Here is a 13664-nt window from a genome sequence, read left to right on the forward strand (position 1 = left end):
TGCATAAGTTAAATTTTCATTGTGGAAACCTATATTTTATTTAGATGCCCTAATTGTTAATTTTAAATATGTTCTTCTATGTCACCTTCTATGGAAAGATATATTTCTTTTAATTTTTCTATGGTTTCATCTTTAGCATTCCACATTCCCCGTTGGCTGGCTTCCAATAATCTTTCTGTCATATTGTGTATTGCCCATGAATTTACATCCTTAATCCATTCTCTTCTCTCATCATTAAAAAGATATGTTTCACTTATTTTTTCATACATCCAATCCTCAACAACATCAGCAGTGGCATCCCATCCAAACACAATATCAACCATTGCAGAAATTTCCTGTGCTCCTTTGTATCCATGTTTTTTTAACCCTTCAAACCATTTAGGATTTAGAATTCTTGAACGCATGATTCTTGCTGTTTCTTCATTAACATCTTTTATTTTAGTTCTTGATGGATCACTACTATTACCACAATAAGATCTTGGAGATTTTCCTGAGTTTGATTTTACAGCTGCAATAAGTCCTCCATGATAATTATAAAAATCATCGCTATCTAGCATATCAATTTCCATTGAAGATTCATTTTTAACAGTAATTTCAGCAGAAGATAATCTTCTTGAAAAAACTTCTTTAACTTTTTTGCCATGAAACTTCTTTCCATATGCATGTCCACCCCATAAAGTGTATACCTCTCCAAGATCGTTGACATCTTGCCAATTCTTACTATTAATTAGTATTCCGACCCCTGCACCATAGGTTCCTGGAGGACATCCAAATATTCTCATCCCCGCTTCTTCTTCAGCTTCTTCTATAGAAAGTCCATTATCTATCAAATTCTTAATTTCATTTAAAATATTTCTTTTTATATAGTTCTCATCTTCATTTTCATCAAGCGATGATGCCATATTAACTGCCTCTTCCACAAGTTCGATAATATTTGGAAAGGTATCTCTAAATAACCCCGTTATCCTTAATGTAACATCAATTCTTGGTCTTTTTAGTTCCTCTAATGGAATGACCTCAAGACCTATAACTTTATCTGTATTTTCTAACCACTTAGGTTTTATCCCCATAAGATATAGCGCCTCTGCTATATCATCTCCACAAGTTTTCATCGTTTCCCCAGAATAAATTACCATAACAATATTTTCTGGATATTTTCCTTCATCTTTTAAATACCTATCAATCAAGTTATCTCCAAGCTGCTTACCTACTTTCCAAGCTGCTTTAGTCGGAACAGCTGCTGGGTCTATTGTATAAAAATTTCTTCCTGTAGGTAAAATACTAACTCTTCCTCTTGTTGGACATCCTGAACCTCCTGGAGGTATAAAATTTCCTCTTACTCCTTCTACAAGATATTTGATTTCATCTACTGTATCGTTTAACTTAGGATTTATAACCTCTGATACAAACTTAAGTGTTTTATAAATATCATCAGTTTTATTCTTATCTTTTACTTCAAAATATTCTTCTATTATCTCTTCTATAAACTCTACCTTATAATTTAAGCTGTGGAATTTCCTGATTATATTTCTTCCTACCTCGTCTATTTCATCTAGCATCATCAAATTTGTACTATTATTTTTATTAACTTTATATGGATTATCTTTTAAATCCCTATAATCAAATCCATTCGCTTTACAAATAGACTCTATTAAGGATGGAGCTTCTCCATTAGATAATCTTAGTAGTGCAAAAACCAAATTTTCAAATCTTTCTCCCTCTGGGACAGTCCCAAATATATGAAGCCCGTCTTTAATTAAAGAACTTTTAATTTCTTCAATCCATCCATGCAATTTTTCAACAAAGCTTTCAAAATTATTATTAATATATTCCTCTGAAACATTTAAATCTATATGATAATTGTTCTTTATAACTAATTCAATTATTTGTTCTTGTATATAAATTAATTTTCCACTATCACCATTTTTCGCATGATAATATTGCTTTAATAGCTCGTCCAAAGTTTCCATCTCATCATAGGTCCCACTTTGCATAAGTGAAGGTATTAAATGGTCAAGTATAACAGCATAGGATCTTCTTTTTGCCTGTACTCCTTCCCCAGGTACATTTATAATGTAAGGATATAAATGAGGAATATCATCAATTGTAATATCTGGATAACAATTTTGTGATAGTCCAATCTCCTTTCCTGGTAGCCATTCTAATGTACCATGAGTTCCTACATGAATAATAACATCAGCTTTAAAAATATTTTTTATCCATTTGTAATAAGCTATATATTGGTGTGGTGGTACGATATCAGTGCTGTGGTAAGCTTCTTCTGCTTTTTCCTCATATCCTCTTTGAGGTTGTATACTGATAAAAATATTTCCATTAATAATACCTGGTACTGGCATTTTATCATCGAACACCATTAAATCTCCAGGTGGTGTTTCCCAATCCTCAATCATTTTTTCTTTAACAGGATTACTCAAAGTTGAAAACCATTCCCTATAGATATCTCCACTGATTATGTCTACACTTTTTTCCATAGCCCTTTCTGCTGTTAGCCATCTGGTATCATTACTTACTCCCTGAATAATTTTATTTATTATTTCATCCCCATCTTTAAAATCATACTCTGTATATACTCCATCCTCTTTAAGTGCATTAATAATGTTATATACACTATATGGAGTATCAAGCCCAAAGGCACAGCCTATCATATCATTTCTTGGCGGCATATTATGAAATATTATTGCTACTTTTTTATCTTCATTTTCAATTTTTCTGAGCCTAGCCCAATTTAATGCTAATCTACAAACTTTATTAACTCTTTCTTTTATAGGTTTAAATATGTATCTTTCTCCTATTTCATCAACTATCATTTCATTGTAAGCTGTTGCTACAGTTATAATTTGTCCATCAAATTCTGGATCATAAACACTACTTGTAAGTGACATCATGTCTATTCCTTTTATTGAATTTTCCCAACTTTCAAGACTTTGATATGTTGGCATGGCTTGAAGTACTGGAACATCAATATCTTCAAATATACTTTTTTCCACAGCTCTTGTTCCATCTCCAGGGTCACCTAATATGCTTTGCGCATGTGCCATTATATTTATAATCGTATCTACCTGCGTCTCACCATCAATCATTAGTATATTATCAATTACCCACTTAATACCTTTACATCCATTAGACAAATCTGGTGCAGACGCTGTATATATAGCAAGAGGAATACCTCCTAATTCTTCGATTGTTTCTATGAAAGCATCTATATGTCTTGTATTATTTTCTCTAAAATATTTACTATAGAATAAAATTGCTATAATAGGTTTTTTTAATTTTTTTATATCCTTTATATATGCTTCATAATCTTCAATAATTTTATTAGGATAATATATCCCTTCCCAATTAACAATTTTAGGATTATCGTAGCTAAGCTTCTTATCTCCAAAATTTGACGCTAGATACAAAATCATATTTCTAAGATTTTCATTACCACCAGTAGAATAATAACTAAGTATTTCTTCATATTGTCTAGGTGAAATCCCAGATTTTTTTAATAACACAATATTTTCATCCTCAACACCAGAATAAATAAAGAATTTCTTTTTTCCTTCAAATTCATTCATTATTTTCTCTAAGCTTTTAAAATGAGTTACTCCTCCATGCATAGAAATAAAAATCATATTAGATTTTTCAATTTTCTCTCTACAATCATTGTATTCTTCTGTACTATTGTCAACTTTATAACTATCTATAAAGTTTATATTAATCTTGTTCTCATAATGATTTTTAATATAGATATTTGCTTCTTTTAATTTGTATGTAGAATCGAACCCTGACATTATAAAAATAAGCCTAAACATCTTTAATTCCTCCTGATATTTGTGCCATTATTAATATAAATCTATCTATAATCATCTCAACTACTTCTTGAGCAGATTTATTTTTACTATAATCTAATTCGAATATTTTAATTAAACTATTTTCCATGCTAAACTTTTCTAATATCCTATTTAAAATTTCATTTGCCTCACTTACAACTTCACTTGATGATAACAGTTCCCAGTCTAATTGATCTATAATATGTGCATATAATGAAGTTAATGTTACTAAACCTTCTCTTCTATCTATCATATGAAGATTATGTATAAACTCTGCTTTTGTAAGTTGTTCTTTGTTTTCTTCACTTAAATACTCACAATATATTTCTTCATACTTATTCCATATCTTATTTTCATCAATACCAAATCTCTTCACTCTTTTCAACATACTATGCTGACTTTGAGGAGATAATCCAGTCTGTAAAAAAAGAGCTTCCTTTACCGCCTTTTTTACTGCAACTCCAATTAATTCTCCTAACTTGGAATGCTTACCAGCATTTGTTAATTTAATCTTTGATTTGCTATTACAAACGATAATAGTCCCATCCGTTCCAGATCCAGTAGCAATTCCTCTTGAATAATTGCTTCCTGCCATCAGTTCCTGAAGTGCTGCAGTTTTAGCTTCTGTACAGGTTACTAATGCTCTAGTCATTGTTTCAGGTGGCAAATTTCCATCTATAACTAATATAATGTTTATTGTTCCATGTTTTATCATTTCAACTTTACTATTTTTCTCATAATATGAAGCAGGATCGCCTACCCTTCCGCCATTTACCTCAATCCCACCTGTTACTATTGATGTTACTGTAACTTCATCAAAACTTTCACTCTTAATAGACAGATTTTCCATAGACGCTGCAGTAGAAATTCCTGCAGTTTCTTCAGGCTTTAATCCTAATTGTTCTGCTATTAAATACATATGTTCACTATAAGTAGGTGCTTTTAACTTGCAAGCTATACCTGCTCCGGGGTTCTCATCATGATTAAAGATAGTCTTTATATCTTCTCTATATCCTCCATTTATAGGAGATGTACTTAGAACTTTTCTATCATCTTTAAATTGAATAACTATGCTTTTATCATATTTATGTACCTTATCACCTGTAGATAATGTATATATCATCAATACAAACCACTCCTTGGAATTTCATCTTCACAATATTTTTCTTTTTTAATACTACAAAAGTTCTCTATAACTTTAGCTATATTGTTACAATATAGCAATCTCTCACTTTTGTTTCCATAAATCTCAATACTTTCAAATTTATCTCTCAGTGTAAAAACTTTTTTTCCTTTATTTAAAGCATAATAAATTAAGTCTAAATTTCTTTTATTTATCTCTCCTATTGGATAACCTGAATCTATTACTATATCTATTTTGTCAATGATGCTTAAAGATTTTGCAAATGAAATATCATTTATAGCTTTAAAAGGTTTTTCGCTTTGTATATCAACTCCTATAGTTCTTGCTATTTCATAATCAATATCATTCTCATGTATTATCCCTGTTGATACTCCGATGCTATGCTTTGTTAATGCCCTATATATAGGAGCACCATATCCACTTCCTCCAATAACAAATACTTGTGGTTTTAATTTATTCGAAAGTTCTATTGAGCCAAGTAAATTATTAAAGCTTGCATCTTTTATATCATATAATTTTTTAATTATATGTTCATTTACTACATCCTCTGGTACACCATAAGCTAAAACCTTATTATCTTTTACAAGAATCACCTTATCACAACTCTTTATTGCAATATCAATTTCATGTAATGATAAAATAACGGTAATTCCTTTTTCTTTGCTTAATTTCTTAAGAATATCAATGAGCTCTAATCTATGACGTATATCAAGATGAGTGGTAGGTTCATCAAGAATAATAACTTCCGGCTCTTGAACTAAAGCTCTCGCAACAAGTATTTTTTGCTTTTCTCCATCACTTAATTCATCAAAATATCTTTCAGCTAGCTTTTCTGCATTTACAGTTTTTAAAGCCTCAAAAACCTTTTCGGTATCACTTTCAGATAAACGTCCAAAAAAGCCAGTATGTGGATATCTTCCCATTGATACAACCTCATAACAAGTCATTAATCCGCCTTCAAATTTTTTTGTTAAGACCACCGCTAGCTGTTTTGATAAATCTTTTTTACTGATATTTGAAATCTTTTCTTCTTTTATATAAACTTCTCCTTTAACAGGCTCAAGCAAGCCTGATAAAGTTCTTAAAATAGTTGTTTTACCAGCACCATTAGGGCCTAAAAAACATACCACTTCTCCTTTTATTCCGCTTATATTAACATTTTCAACTACTACTTTTTTTCCATAGCCGGCAAAAAGATTTTCAGTTTTTAAAATTATCATAGTGATGTCCTCCTTTTTAATATAAGGAATATAACTATAGGTGCTCCTATAATTGATGTCACAGCACTTATTGGAAGCTCCACCGGTGCAAATATGGTTCTTGCTATAAGATCACAAATAGAAGTTACAACCCCACCTAATAAAATTGTTCCAGGTATTAAAACCCTATTATCGGATGTTTTAAAAATAAGTCTTGTTATATGTGGAACTGCCAATCCAATAAAAGCCACTGGGCCTGCGAAAGCTGTTACTACAGATGCCAGTATACTGGATATAACAACAATAGTGATTCTAAATGCTTTTATTTTCACTCCCATGCTTTTTGCATATTCTTCACCTAATAAAAAAGCATTTAAAGGTTTAACTATAAAAAATGAAGATATAATTGCAGGAATTCCCATAGCTATTAATACTTTTATACTTTTCCAAGTAAATCCAGAAAAGCTTCCCATTCTCCAAAGTGTAAAACCTTGAAGACGTTCTTTGTCAGCAAATGCAGTTAAAACACTTGTAACTGAACTACATAAATATCCAACCATCAAGCCTATTACAAGCAGCGTTATTATGCTTTTAACTCTACCTGCAAATAGAACCACTACCAGCATAACTAGTAGTGATCCTATAAGTGCTGAAGCAAATAATACAAAGGGAGATACACTTTCAAACCCAAACGTTACTCCGCCTAGCATTACAAGTCCCACACATAAAGTAGCCCCTGAAGATACTCCAAGCACATATGGTTCAACTATTGGATTTTTAAAAAATATTTGAAGCAAAAGTCCAGATACTGCAAGAGCTGCTCCACTAATTAAAGCTGCTAAAGCTCTAGGAAATCTTATATCCCAAACAATGTCATAAAAAGTATCATCATTAGATACCTTGTTAAATAGTATTCTAAAAACTTCATCTAATTTTATTTTTACAGAACCAAATCCTATACAAAATCCAAATACTAAAATTGTACTTAGTATAAGTAAGGAAAAAATTATATAATATCTAGCTTTTATCTTTTTTAAAAAATCCATAAGTCCTCCCCACATTACTAATATTAAAAATTTATCTATTCATATTTAATATAATGTTTTATTTCTTTACTATCTTTTTGATTATGGAATATATTAATAAGGTCTATTATTAGCTCATCAACCTTATCTGTTGATTGCCAATAATCTGGGTGAAAGCACCAAACGTTCTTATTTTTTACCGCTTCCAATTTTTCAAGAGTTGGAGCTTGATCAAGTATAGATTTAAGAGTTGGACTCCATTGAGATGTTGAAGAATAGATAAGTATATCTGCATCTTTTGATTTAGCATAAAATTCTTCAATGCTTATTTTGCCGTTACCTGTACCTAAGTCATCGAATATATATTCTCCTCCAGCCATTTTAATCATTTCTGCAACGTATGATCCTGACTTTGGAACATATACTTCTCCTTTGCTTATAAAGCCCCATGCTATCTTAGGTTTGTCCATATTCTCAATTTTCTTTGTTTCTTCTTTTACTGTTTCTACGGCTTTATTAAAATATTTTTCTGCTTCCTCTTCTTTATCATAGAATGCAGCAAGGAATTTCATCCACTCGACTCTTCCAAAAGGACTTTCCTCAAGATATTCATTATCCACAGCATAATTTATTTTTAACTCATCAAGTTTTTCCATCATAGCTTGTTGTCCAGCTGGTCCTGAATATACAAATACTATTTCAGGTTTTAATGAAGAAATCTTCTCATAATCTGGTGCACTGCCATTACCAACAAAAGCTATTTTGCCGCTTTCTATATTTTTTTTCACTTCTTCTATTTGCCATTGATCTGCAGCAGTTGTAACTCCAGATATACTTGATAATTCATTTATTGGTCTTAATAGACAAGCTTGAGTTGTAGATGCAGTAAGAACATTTTTTATTGGAGTTTTTATTGCTACTTCATTCTTATATTCTTCTGGGACAGTTTTTCCATCTGGAACTAAAATAAAAGTTCTTTTATCTCCATCTACTACTTTTTTTAATCCGCCTTTAAGGTATTGTACACTAAATGATTTTGTATAAAGTAATGGCATTTCTGTCCTTATGTTTAAAGCTTTATTCTCTTTATCGTAAGTAACTCTAGCGTCCATTGATTCATTTAAAAAGTCAATTGGAACATATATATCATCATTTATAACTTTAGGCATATCGCTCATTGTTACTTTATCTGAATTAATATAGGCCTCCTTACTAGTTGAGTCCACCTTTATCGTGTCCTTATCTTTTGTTATATTAGCATTATTTCCTTCTATGTCACATTTACCACCTAGAAATTCAAATGCTTCTTTTAGTGATACGTAAACTTTTTCATTTTCAATTTTAGTACTAACTGTGTTTTTAGTGTCATTACTATCAACTATTAGTTCAGCTTTATCACCTTTCCCTGCATTATTAGAGCAACCAGTAAATACTACAAGTAAAGCTGTAACTAGCATAATTAATAAATTGTAGTTACTATTTTTTTTCTTAGATTTTAAATCCATGAGTCTTCCCCCTATAATATAAAATTCTTTAAGATATCTTTTAAAAATAACTAATTAAAAACTCCATAAATAACTACCCTATTTATGGATCACCTCAGTGCAAAATTCCATAAAACATACGAAAATAACTAGTCAAAGATGTTATAAATATTTTCCATCATATAAGGTCACCAATTTCAATGTTCATTTATATTAATAATAAAATTAGTGAGTGCAATATAACGCAAAACATTTCAACATACTGACTAGTTACTTTGTTGAAGATATCTTATATATAAATAAAAACCCCTAGAGGAGTTTTTTGCAATTTAATGTAAAACATTTTATTTAAAATGCTTTACTATGAAGAACAAAATATTTTCCCATCGAAAACTAAGTCACCCATTAGGCAGGTCTCCTGACTTATAGATTTATTTCATCTTACCTTCCCGAAATATTTTCAGTGGTTACTAAGACTTTTTCCTATTTACAGTAGCGAGGGCTGCAGTGGACTTTCACCACTTTCCCTATTAATTCTATTAAGAAACCTAATGTTACAATATTAAATTTTAGAATAAATCAAATTTATAGATATTTAAAATTTTATTTCATATTACTTTTATTAAATAAAAGAATACTAAGATTTTTAGCTATTACTTAGAACATCTTTTAGAAATAGTTAACTATTTTTTGAAGCTGTCTAATATCTGTATAATTTTCTAGTAAATAAATAAAGCCTCCGTAAAACGGAGGCTTATAATACTATTATAATCACATATAAAACCAACATAACACATAAAAGCTATAAAATATAAAAGTTATAACTTTTTATTAGCTATATTCTATGGTTTTACTTCCCTCCGAAGTCCATATACTAATTTAGGCAGGTCTCCTGGCTNNCCATCCTTCCCAGATTGCTCCAGTGGATTTGGCTTTGTCTCCGTCTACAGTAGCGGGGGCTGCAGTGGATTTTCACCACTTTCCCTATTAAACCTTATTAAGGTACCCAAAACGAAATATTTAATTTTATATTTACTACCTCAGTAATTATAACAGTTTATTCTGTATATTTCAACAATTTTATGAAATCTCTATTTCCTTTTCATAATTCGTTAATAATCACTACATCAAATATCCTAATAAGACATCATCTTACAATCACCACTAGAGTATCCTACTACTATATAATCACAGTTTTATAGTTTATTTTCAAATACTGGTTTTTACTTATCTGGCTCTATATTGCTCAACTCTCTATACGAAACAATTTCTTTCTTCCTATTATTTTTTGAAAAAAGTTTTTTATTATTCTATATACATTAATATTTAATTTAAAAAATTCATATTTATAATAGCATTAACTATATGTATCTTAAATATATTGACAAATATGTAATTTTTCTATCACATCTTTCAATATTTTTATTATATTATTAGTAGGGATACTAATTAAACTTTACAGTTACCATAGATTTGAATTTCATATAAAACTTTCATTTCTTTTGTTAACTGAACTTTATAACCTTAATTTCTTACCTTTATATATTTGAAATAATTATTTCAAAGTTATATTAAAATAAAAAACTGATATACGAGGTGTTAAATATGTCTGAGAATAATGTTAATGTTGAAAAAAAATCTAATAATAACAATAGTAGCAATGTTAAACATTTTGAAAAAAAGTGCAGTGAAAACTGTGGTAAAATAGTTGTTTATACTGATGTAGTAAATATTAATATTAATTGTTGCAAGGAGTCTTAATAAAAAACACTATTATATAATTAGATTTTTATAATTGTTAATAATAAATTTTGTTAATATAACTAATAGTGGTGATTTTAATGAGCAACTCAAATAAATCTTATAACAAGGATAAAAATGGTAAAGAATACACTTTTTTCTGTAACAACAATGATAAAGTAAAAATTTACACTAACGTGTTAAATATTAACATTAATTGTTGTAAGTAAATTGAAATATGTTTAGATATAAATCTAGAAAGCACCTTTGGGATTTACTAGGCCTCTATATTTTTTAAATATAGAGGCTTTTTTAATTCCTGGAGTTTAATCTATAAATCATAATTCTAATTATATAAGTCTAAATAAAGTTTTTATATTTTAATATTTTTTTAATATACCTTTATTAATTTACACAATAATCCATTAACATTTTTGAACTAGTGTTATTTTTTACCAATATATTAATACATACTATCCATTAAATTACTGGTTATAATTAACTATCATTTAATCGTGATTTGAATAGAATACAGTAGAGTCAGTTACTTTTAAAGTGCTAAATTTAAAAATGTTTAAATAACGAGGAGTGACAATTATATTATGAGTACTGAAAGAATAAAAATTGATGAAACAAAACTAGGAATAGGACAAGCTTCCAAAAATATACAGGGAAAATTAAACAATCAAGAAAGAAAAGAAGCTAAACTAACTGAAAAAAAATTAAAATTAGATAAAGAAAATGAAATAATTATGAATGAGATAAAAGACTCTATGAAGAAACTTACTGATAAGAAGCTTGTACTTGAAAAAGAACTTGCAGAAACTGAGGAAAAACTAGCAGAGCTAAAAATAAAAGAAGAAGCTTTAAATAAAGAAAACTCAAAATTAACTAAAGAAAATGAAGAGAAGCTAATGAAGCAACAGGTAAAAGAAGATAAGCTAAATAAGAAAAAACTACAATTAGATGAAAAAAAGGAAAATAAAATAATGAAAAAAAGTGAAAAAGAAGCTAAGTTAAATATAAAAAATCAAAAAAGAGAAGACAAACTGATGAAAGAACAAGAAAAGAAAAATTTATCAGATAAGGATGCTATAGAGAAGTAATCTAAAATTCGTCAATTACTTTTAAAATATATGAAATTTAAACTTGGAAAACAATTTTAGGAGGGAATATTAATATGGCTAATGAACAAATAAAAAATTCTGAAAATATAATTGATAAAACAAATCTTGAAATAGAAAAAGATCTTATAGAAACTGAAGAAAAACTAAGAAAATTAAAGAGAGAAGAAGATAAGCTAAATGAAAAAAATTTAAAATTGGCTAAAAAGAATGAAGACAAAATAATGAAACAACAAAGAAAAGAAGAAAAGTTAAATGAAAAAAATCTGAAACTAGATGAAAAAAATAAAAAGAAACTAATGAAAAAAAATGAAAAAGAAGCTAAATTAAATGAAAAAAATAAGAAACAGCTACTAAAAGAACAGGAAGAGGAAAAGTTATTAGGCAAAAAGGATAAAGAACAGCCACTGAAAGAACAAAGACCTGAAAAACTCTCAAACGAAAAAATTAAAGAACAGCCAATGAAAGAGCAAAAACCAGAAAAGCTCTCAAATGAAAAAATTAAAGAACAACCAATGAAAGAGCAGAAACCAGAAAAACTCTCAAATGAAAAAATTAAAGAACAATCAATGAAAGAGCAAAAATAAAAAAAATTATTAAATTAAAAAATATTTATAAATAATATAAAGCGCAGTAGCTAGCTTTAAAATGTATTAGATATTAGGAGGTAATATTAAATGGCTAACAATGAAATAAAAGAAACAAATGTTATTGAAAATAAAAATTCTAAGGATATGGTTAATAATACAACCCCTGAAATAAATGAAGTTCCTATAACCCCTGAAGAAATGCTTAGAATATTAGAAAGAAAAGAAGAAAAATTAAAAGAAAAAATGTTAAAACTAGCTAGAAAAAATGAAGAAAAATCAATGAAACTACAAGGAAAAGAAGAAAATGAAAAAATGTTAAAACTAGCTAAAAAGAATGAAGAAAAATTAGCGAAGCTAAAAAGAAAAGAAGAAGAAATAAAGGAAATGAAAATGAACCTAGATCAAGCAATTAAAGCTGGAAATGGCACTGCAAATCAACTCGCTAATTCAGTCCCATATAGAAATAAGGCAGCTAATTATCACTATTCTCATAATAATCATCATTACAGCAATCAAGATGATTTAGCATAGACCTTATTGATGATTCTAACGTTTATAACTATTCAATTCTAGATAATAGCCATTATGAAAATGGCTATTATAAAACGTAGCCGCTAGCTTTAAAATGTATTAAATATTAGGAGGTAATATTACTATGGCTAACAATGAGATAAAGATAAATGAAACAAATATTGATAAAAATAAAAGTCCTAAGAATATAGCTAATAATACAAGTTCTAAGAATACAGTTAATAATACAAGTCCTAAAAATACAGTTAATAATACAAGTTCTAAGAATATAGCTAATAATACAAATTCTGAAATAGAGCTAGTTCCTATAACGCCTGAAGAAATGCTTGAAATACTCGAAAGAAAAGAAGAAAAGATAAAAGAAAAAATATCAAAACTAGCTAAAAAAAATCAAGAAAAATTGATGAAGCTAGAAGGAAAAGAAGAAAATGAAAAAATGTTAAAACTAGCTAAAAAGAATGAAGAAAAATTAGCGAAGCTAAAAAGAAAAGAAGAAGAAATAAAAGAAAGAAAAATGAACTTGGATAAAGAAATTAAAGCTGGAAATGGCACTGCAAATCAAACTGCTAATTCAAGCCCATCTAGAAATAAAATGTCTAATCATCACTCTCACTATTCTCATAATAACCATCATTATAGTAATCAAGACAATTTAGAGTAGAACTTATTGATGACTCTGACGTTTATAGCTATTCATTTTTAGAGAATAACCATCATAAAGATGACAATTATAAAGCGTAGCACACTTTAAAGTGTATTAAATTCAAGCTGCACAAATAATTTATTGGGAGGTAAATATTAATATGGCTAATAATGAAATGAAAATAAAACAAGACGATTTAGCTATAGATTTTATTAATGATTTCGACGTTTATAGCTATTTAGCCTTAGGTAGCGGTATGGATAATGACAATGATAATGACACTGGCAATAATAACGACAACCGCAATGATAATGCTAACGATAATAACAACGATAATGACAACCATAA

At 28.7% G+C, this 13664-nt stretch carries 11 protein-coding genes and 2 riboswitches; of the genes, 6 read left to right on the forward strand and 5 right to left on the reverse strand.

The window, feature by feature from the left end; genetic code table 11:
* Positions 1–62: 62 nt before the first annotated feature.
* The 5 genes from cobN to B2W91_RS08405 are packed head-to-tail and all read right to left on the reverse strand — an operon-like array spanning position 63 to position 8709.
* Positions 63–3818, reverse strand: a complete 3756-nt coding sequence (gene cobN / locus B2W91_RS08385; protein WP_291580000.1) for a cobaltochelatase subunit CobN — start codon at positions 3816–3818, stop codon at positions 63–65.
* Entirely contained in the window at positions 3811–4959 is a 1149-nt protein-coding gene (locus B2W91_RS08390) for an adenosylcobinamide amidohydrolase (protein WP_291580015.1), read from the reverse strand. The genes cobN and B2W91_RS08390 overlap by 8 nt, the downstream gene beginning before the upstream one ends.
* Complete coding sequence (locus B2W91_RS08395) at positions 4959–6200, reverse strand: ABC transporter ATP-binding protein (RefSeq protein WP_291580003.1); 1242 nt, start codon at positions 6198–6200, stop codon at positions 4959–4961. Before B2W91_RS08395 ends, B2W91_RS08390 begins: the two co-directional genes overlap by 1 nt.
* Positions 6197–7225 carry a FecCD family ABC transporter permease gene (locus B2W91_RS08400; protein WP_291580004.1) on the reverse strand — a complete coding sequence of 343 codons (1029 nt, stop codon included), beginning with the start codon at positions 7223–7225 and terminating at the stop codon, positions 6197–6199. The genes B2W91_RS08395 and B2W91_RS08400 overlap by 4 nt, the downstream gene beginning before the upstream one ends.
* 35 nt (positions 7226–7260) lie before the next feature.
* Positions 7261–8709, reverse strand: a complete 1449-nt coding sequence (locus tag B2W91_RS08405) for an ABC transporter substrate-binding protein (RefSeq protein WP_291580005.1) — start codon at positions 8707–8709, stop codon at positions 7261–7263.
* A gap of 370 nt (positions 8710–9079) precedes the next feature.
* Positions 9080–9255, reverse strand: a riboswitch (cobalamin riboswitch).
* A gap of 298 nt (positions 9256–9553) precedes the next feature.
* Positions 9554–9713: riboswitch (cobalamin riboswitch) on the reverse strand.
* 580 nt (positions 9714–10293) lie between these two features.
* On the opposite strand from B2W91_RS08405, the gene B2W91_RS08410 reads away from it, so the two are divergent.
* From B2W91_RS08410 to B2W91_RS08435, 6 genes are all read left to right on the forward strand, one after another.
* Positions 10294–10449, forward strand: a complete 156-nt coding sequence (locus B2W91_RS08410; protein ID WP_291580007.1) for a hypothetical protein — start codon at positions 10294–10296, stop codon at positions 10447–10449.
* Between the two features lie 581 nt (positions 10450–11030).
* The gene (locus B2W91_RS08415; protein ID WP_291580009.1) at positions 11031–11534 is read left to right on the forward strand and encodes a hypothetical protein; all 504 of its coding nucleotides are present in this window, start codon (positions 11031–11033) and stop codon (positions 11532–11534) included.
* Positions 11535–11608: 74 nt separating this feature from the next.
* A complete protein-coding gene (locus B2W91_RS08420) occupies positions 11609–12139 on the forward strand; it encodes a hypothetical protein (protein WP_291580011.1) in 531 nt (176 codons plus the stop codon).
* Positions 12140–12229: 90 nt separating this feature from the next.
* Positions 12230–12673: a hypothetical protein gene (locus B2W91_RS08425; protein WP_291580012.1), complete on the forward strand. Its 444-nt coding sequence runs from the start codon at positions 12230–12232 to the stop codon at positions 12671–12673.
* 124 nt (positions 12674–12797) lie between these two features.
* Entirely contained in the window at positions 12798–13334 is a 537-nt protein-coding gene (locus B2W91_RS08430; protein ID WP_291580013.1) for a hypothetical protein, read from the forward strand.
* Positions 13335–13476: 142 nt separating this feature from the next.
* Positions 13477–13664 (forward strand): hypothetical protein (locus tag B2W91_RS08435; protein WP_291580014.1); only part of this gene is annotated, 188 nt, incomplete at its 3' end.

Origin of the sequence: Clostridium sp. UBA6640 (genome assembly GCF_002455975.1) — a bacterium.
Lineage (GTDB): Bacteria > Bacillota > Clostridia > Clostridiales > Clostridiaceae > Clostridium_J.

Bases quoted from the DNA above. Each gene is read 5' to 3' on its own strand.
- B2W91_RS08420 (WP_291580011.1), top strand. From the start codon at position 11,609: ATGGCTAATGAACAAATAAAAAATTCTGAAAATATAATTGATAAAACA.
- B2W91_RS08410 (WP_291580007.1), top strand. From the start codon at position 10,294: ATGTCTGAGAATAATGTTAATGTTGAAAAAAAATCTAATAATAACAAT.
- B2W91_RS08430 (WP_291580013.1), top strand. From the start codon at position 12,798: ATGGCTAACAATGAGATAAAGATAAATGAAACAAATATTGATAAAAAT.
- B2W91_RS08425 (WP_291580012.1), top strand. From the start codon at position 12,230: ATGGCTAACAATGAAATAAAAGAAACAAATGTTATTGAAAATAAAAAT.
- B2W91_RS08400 (WP_291580004.1), bottom strand. From the start codon at position 7,225: ATGGATTTTTTAAAAAAGATAAAAGCTAGATATTATATAATTTTTTCC.
- B2W91_RS08405 (WP_291580005.1), bottom strand. From the start codon at position 8,709: ATGGATTTAAAATCTAAGAAAAAAAATAGTAACTACAATTTATTAATT.
- B2W91_RS08415 (WP_291580009.1), top strand. From the start codon at position 11,031: ATGAGTACTGAAAGAATAAAAATTGATGAAACAAAACTAGGAATAGGA.
- B2W91_RS08395 (WP_291580003.1), bottom strand. From the start codon at position 6,200: ATGATAATTTTAAAAACTGAAAATCTTTTTGCCGGCTATGGAAAAAAA.
- B2W91_RS08390 (WP_291580015.1), bottom strand. From the start codon at position 4,959: ATGATATATACATTATCTACAGGTGATAAGGTACATAAATATGATAAA.
- cobN (WP_291580000.1), bottom strand. From the start codon at position 3,818: ATGTTTAGGCTTATTTTTATAATGTCAGGGTTCGATTCTACATACAAA.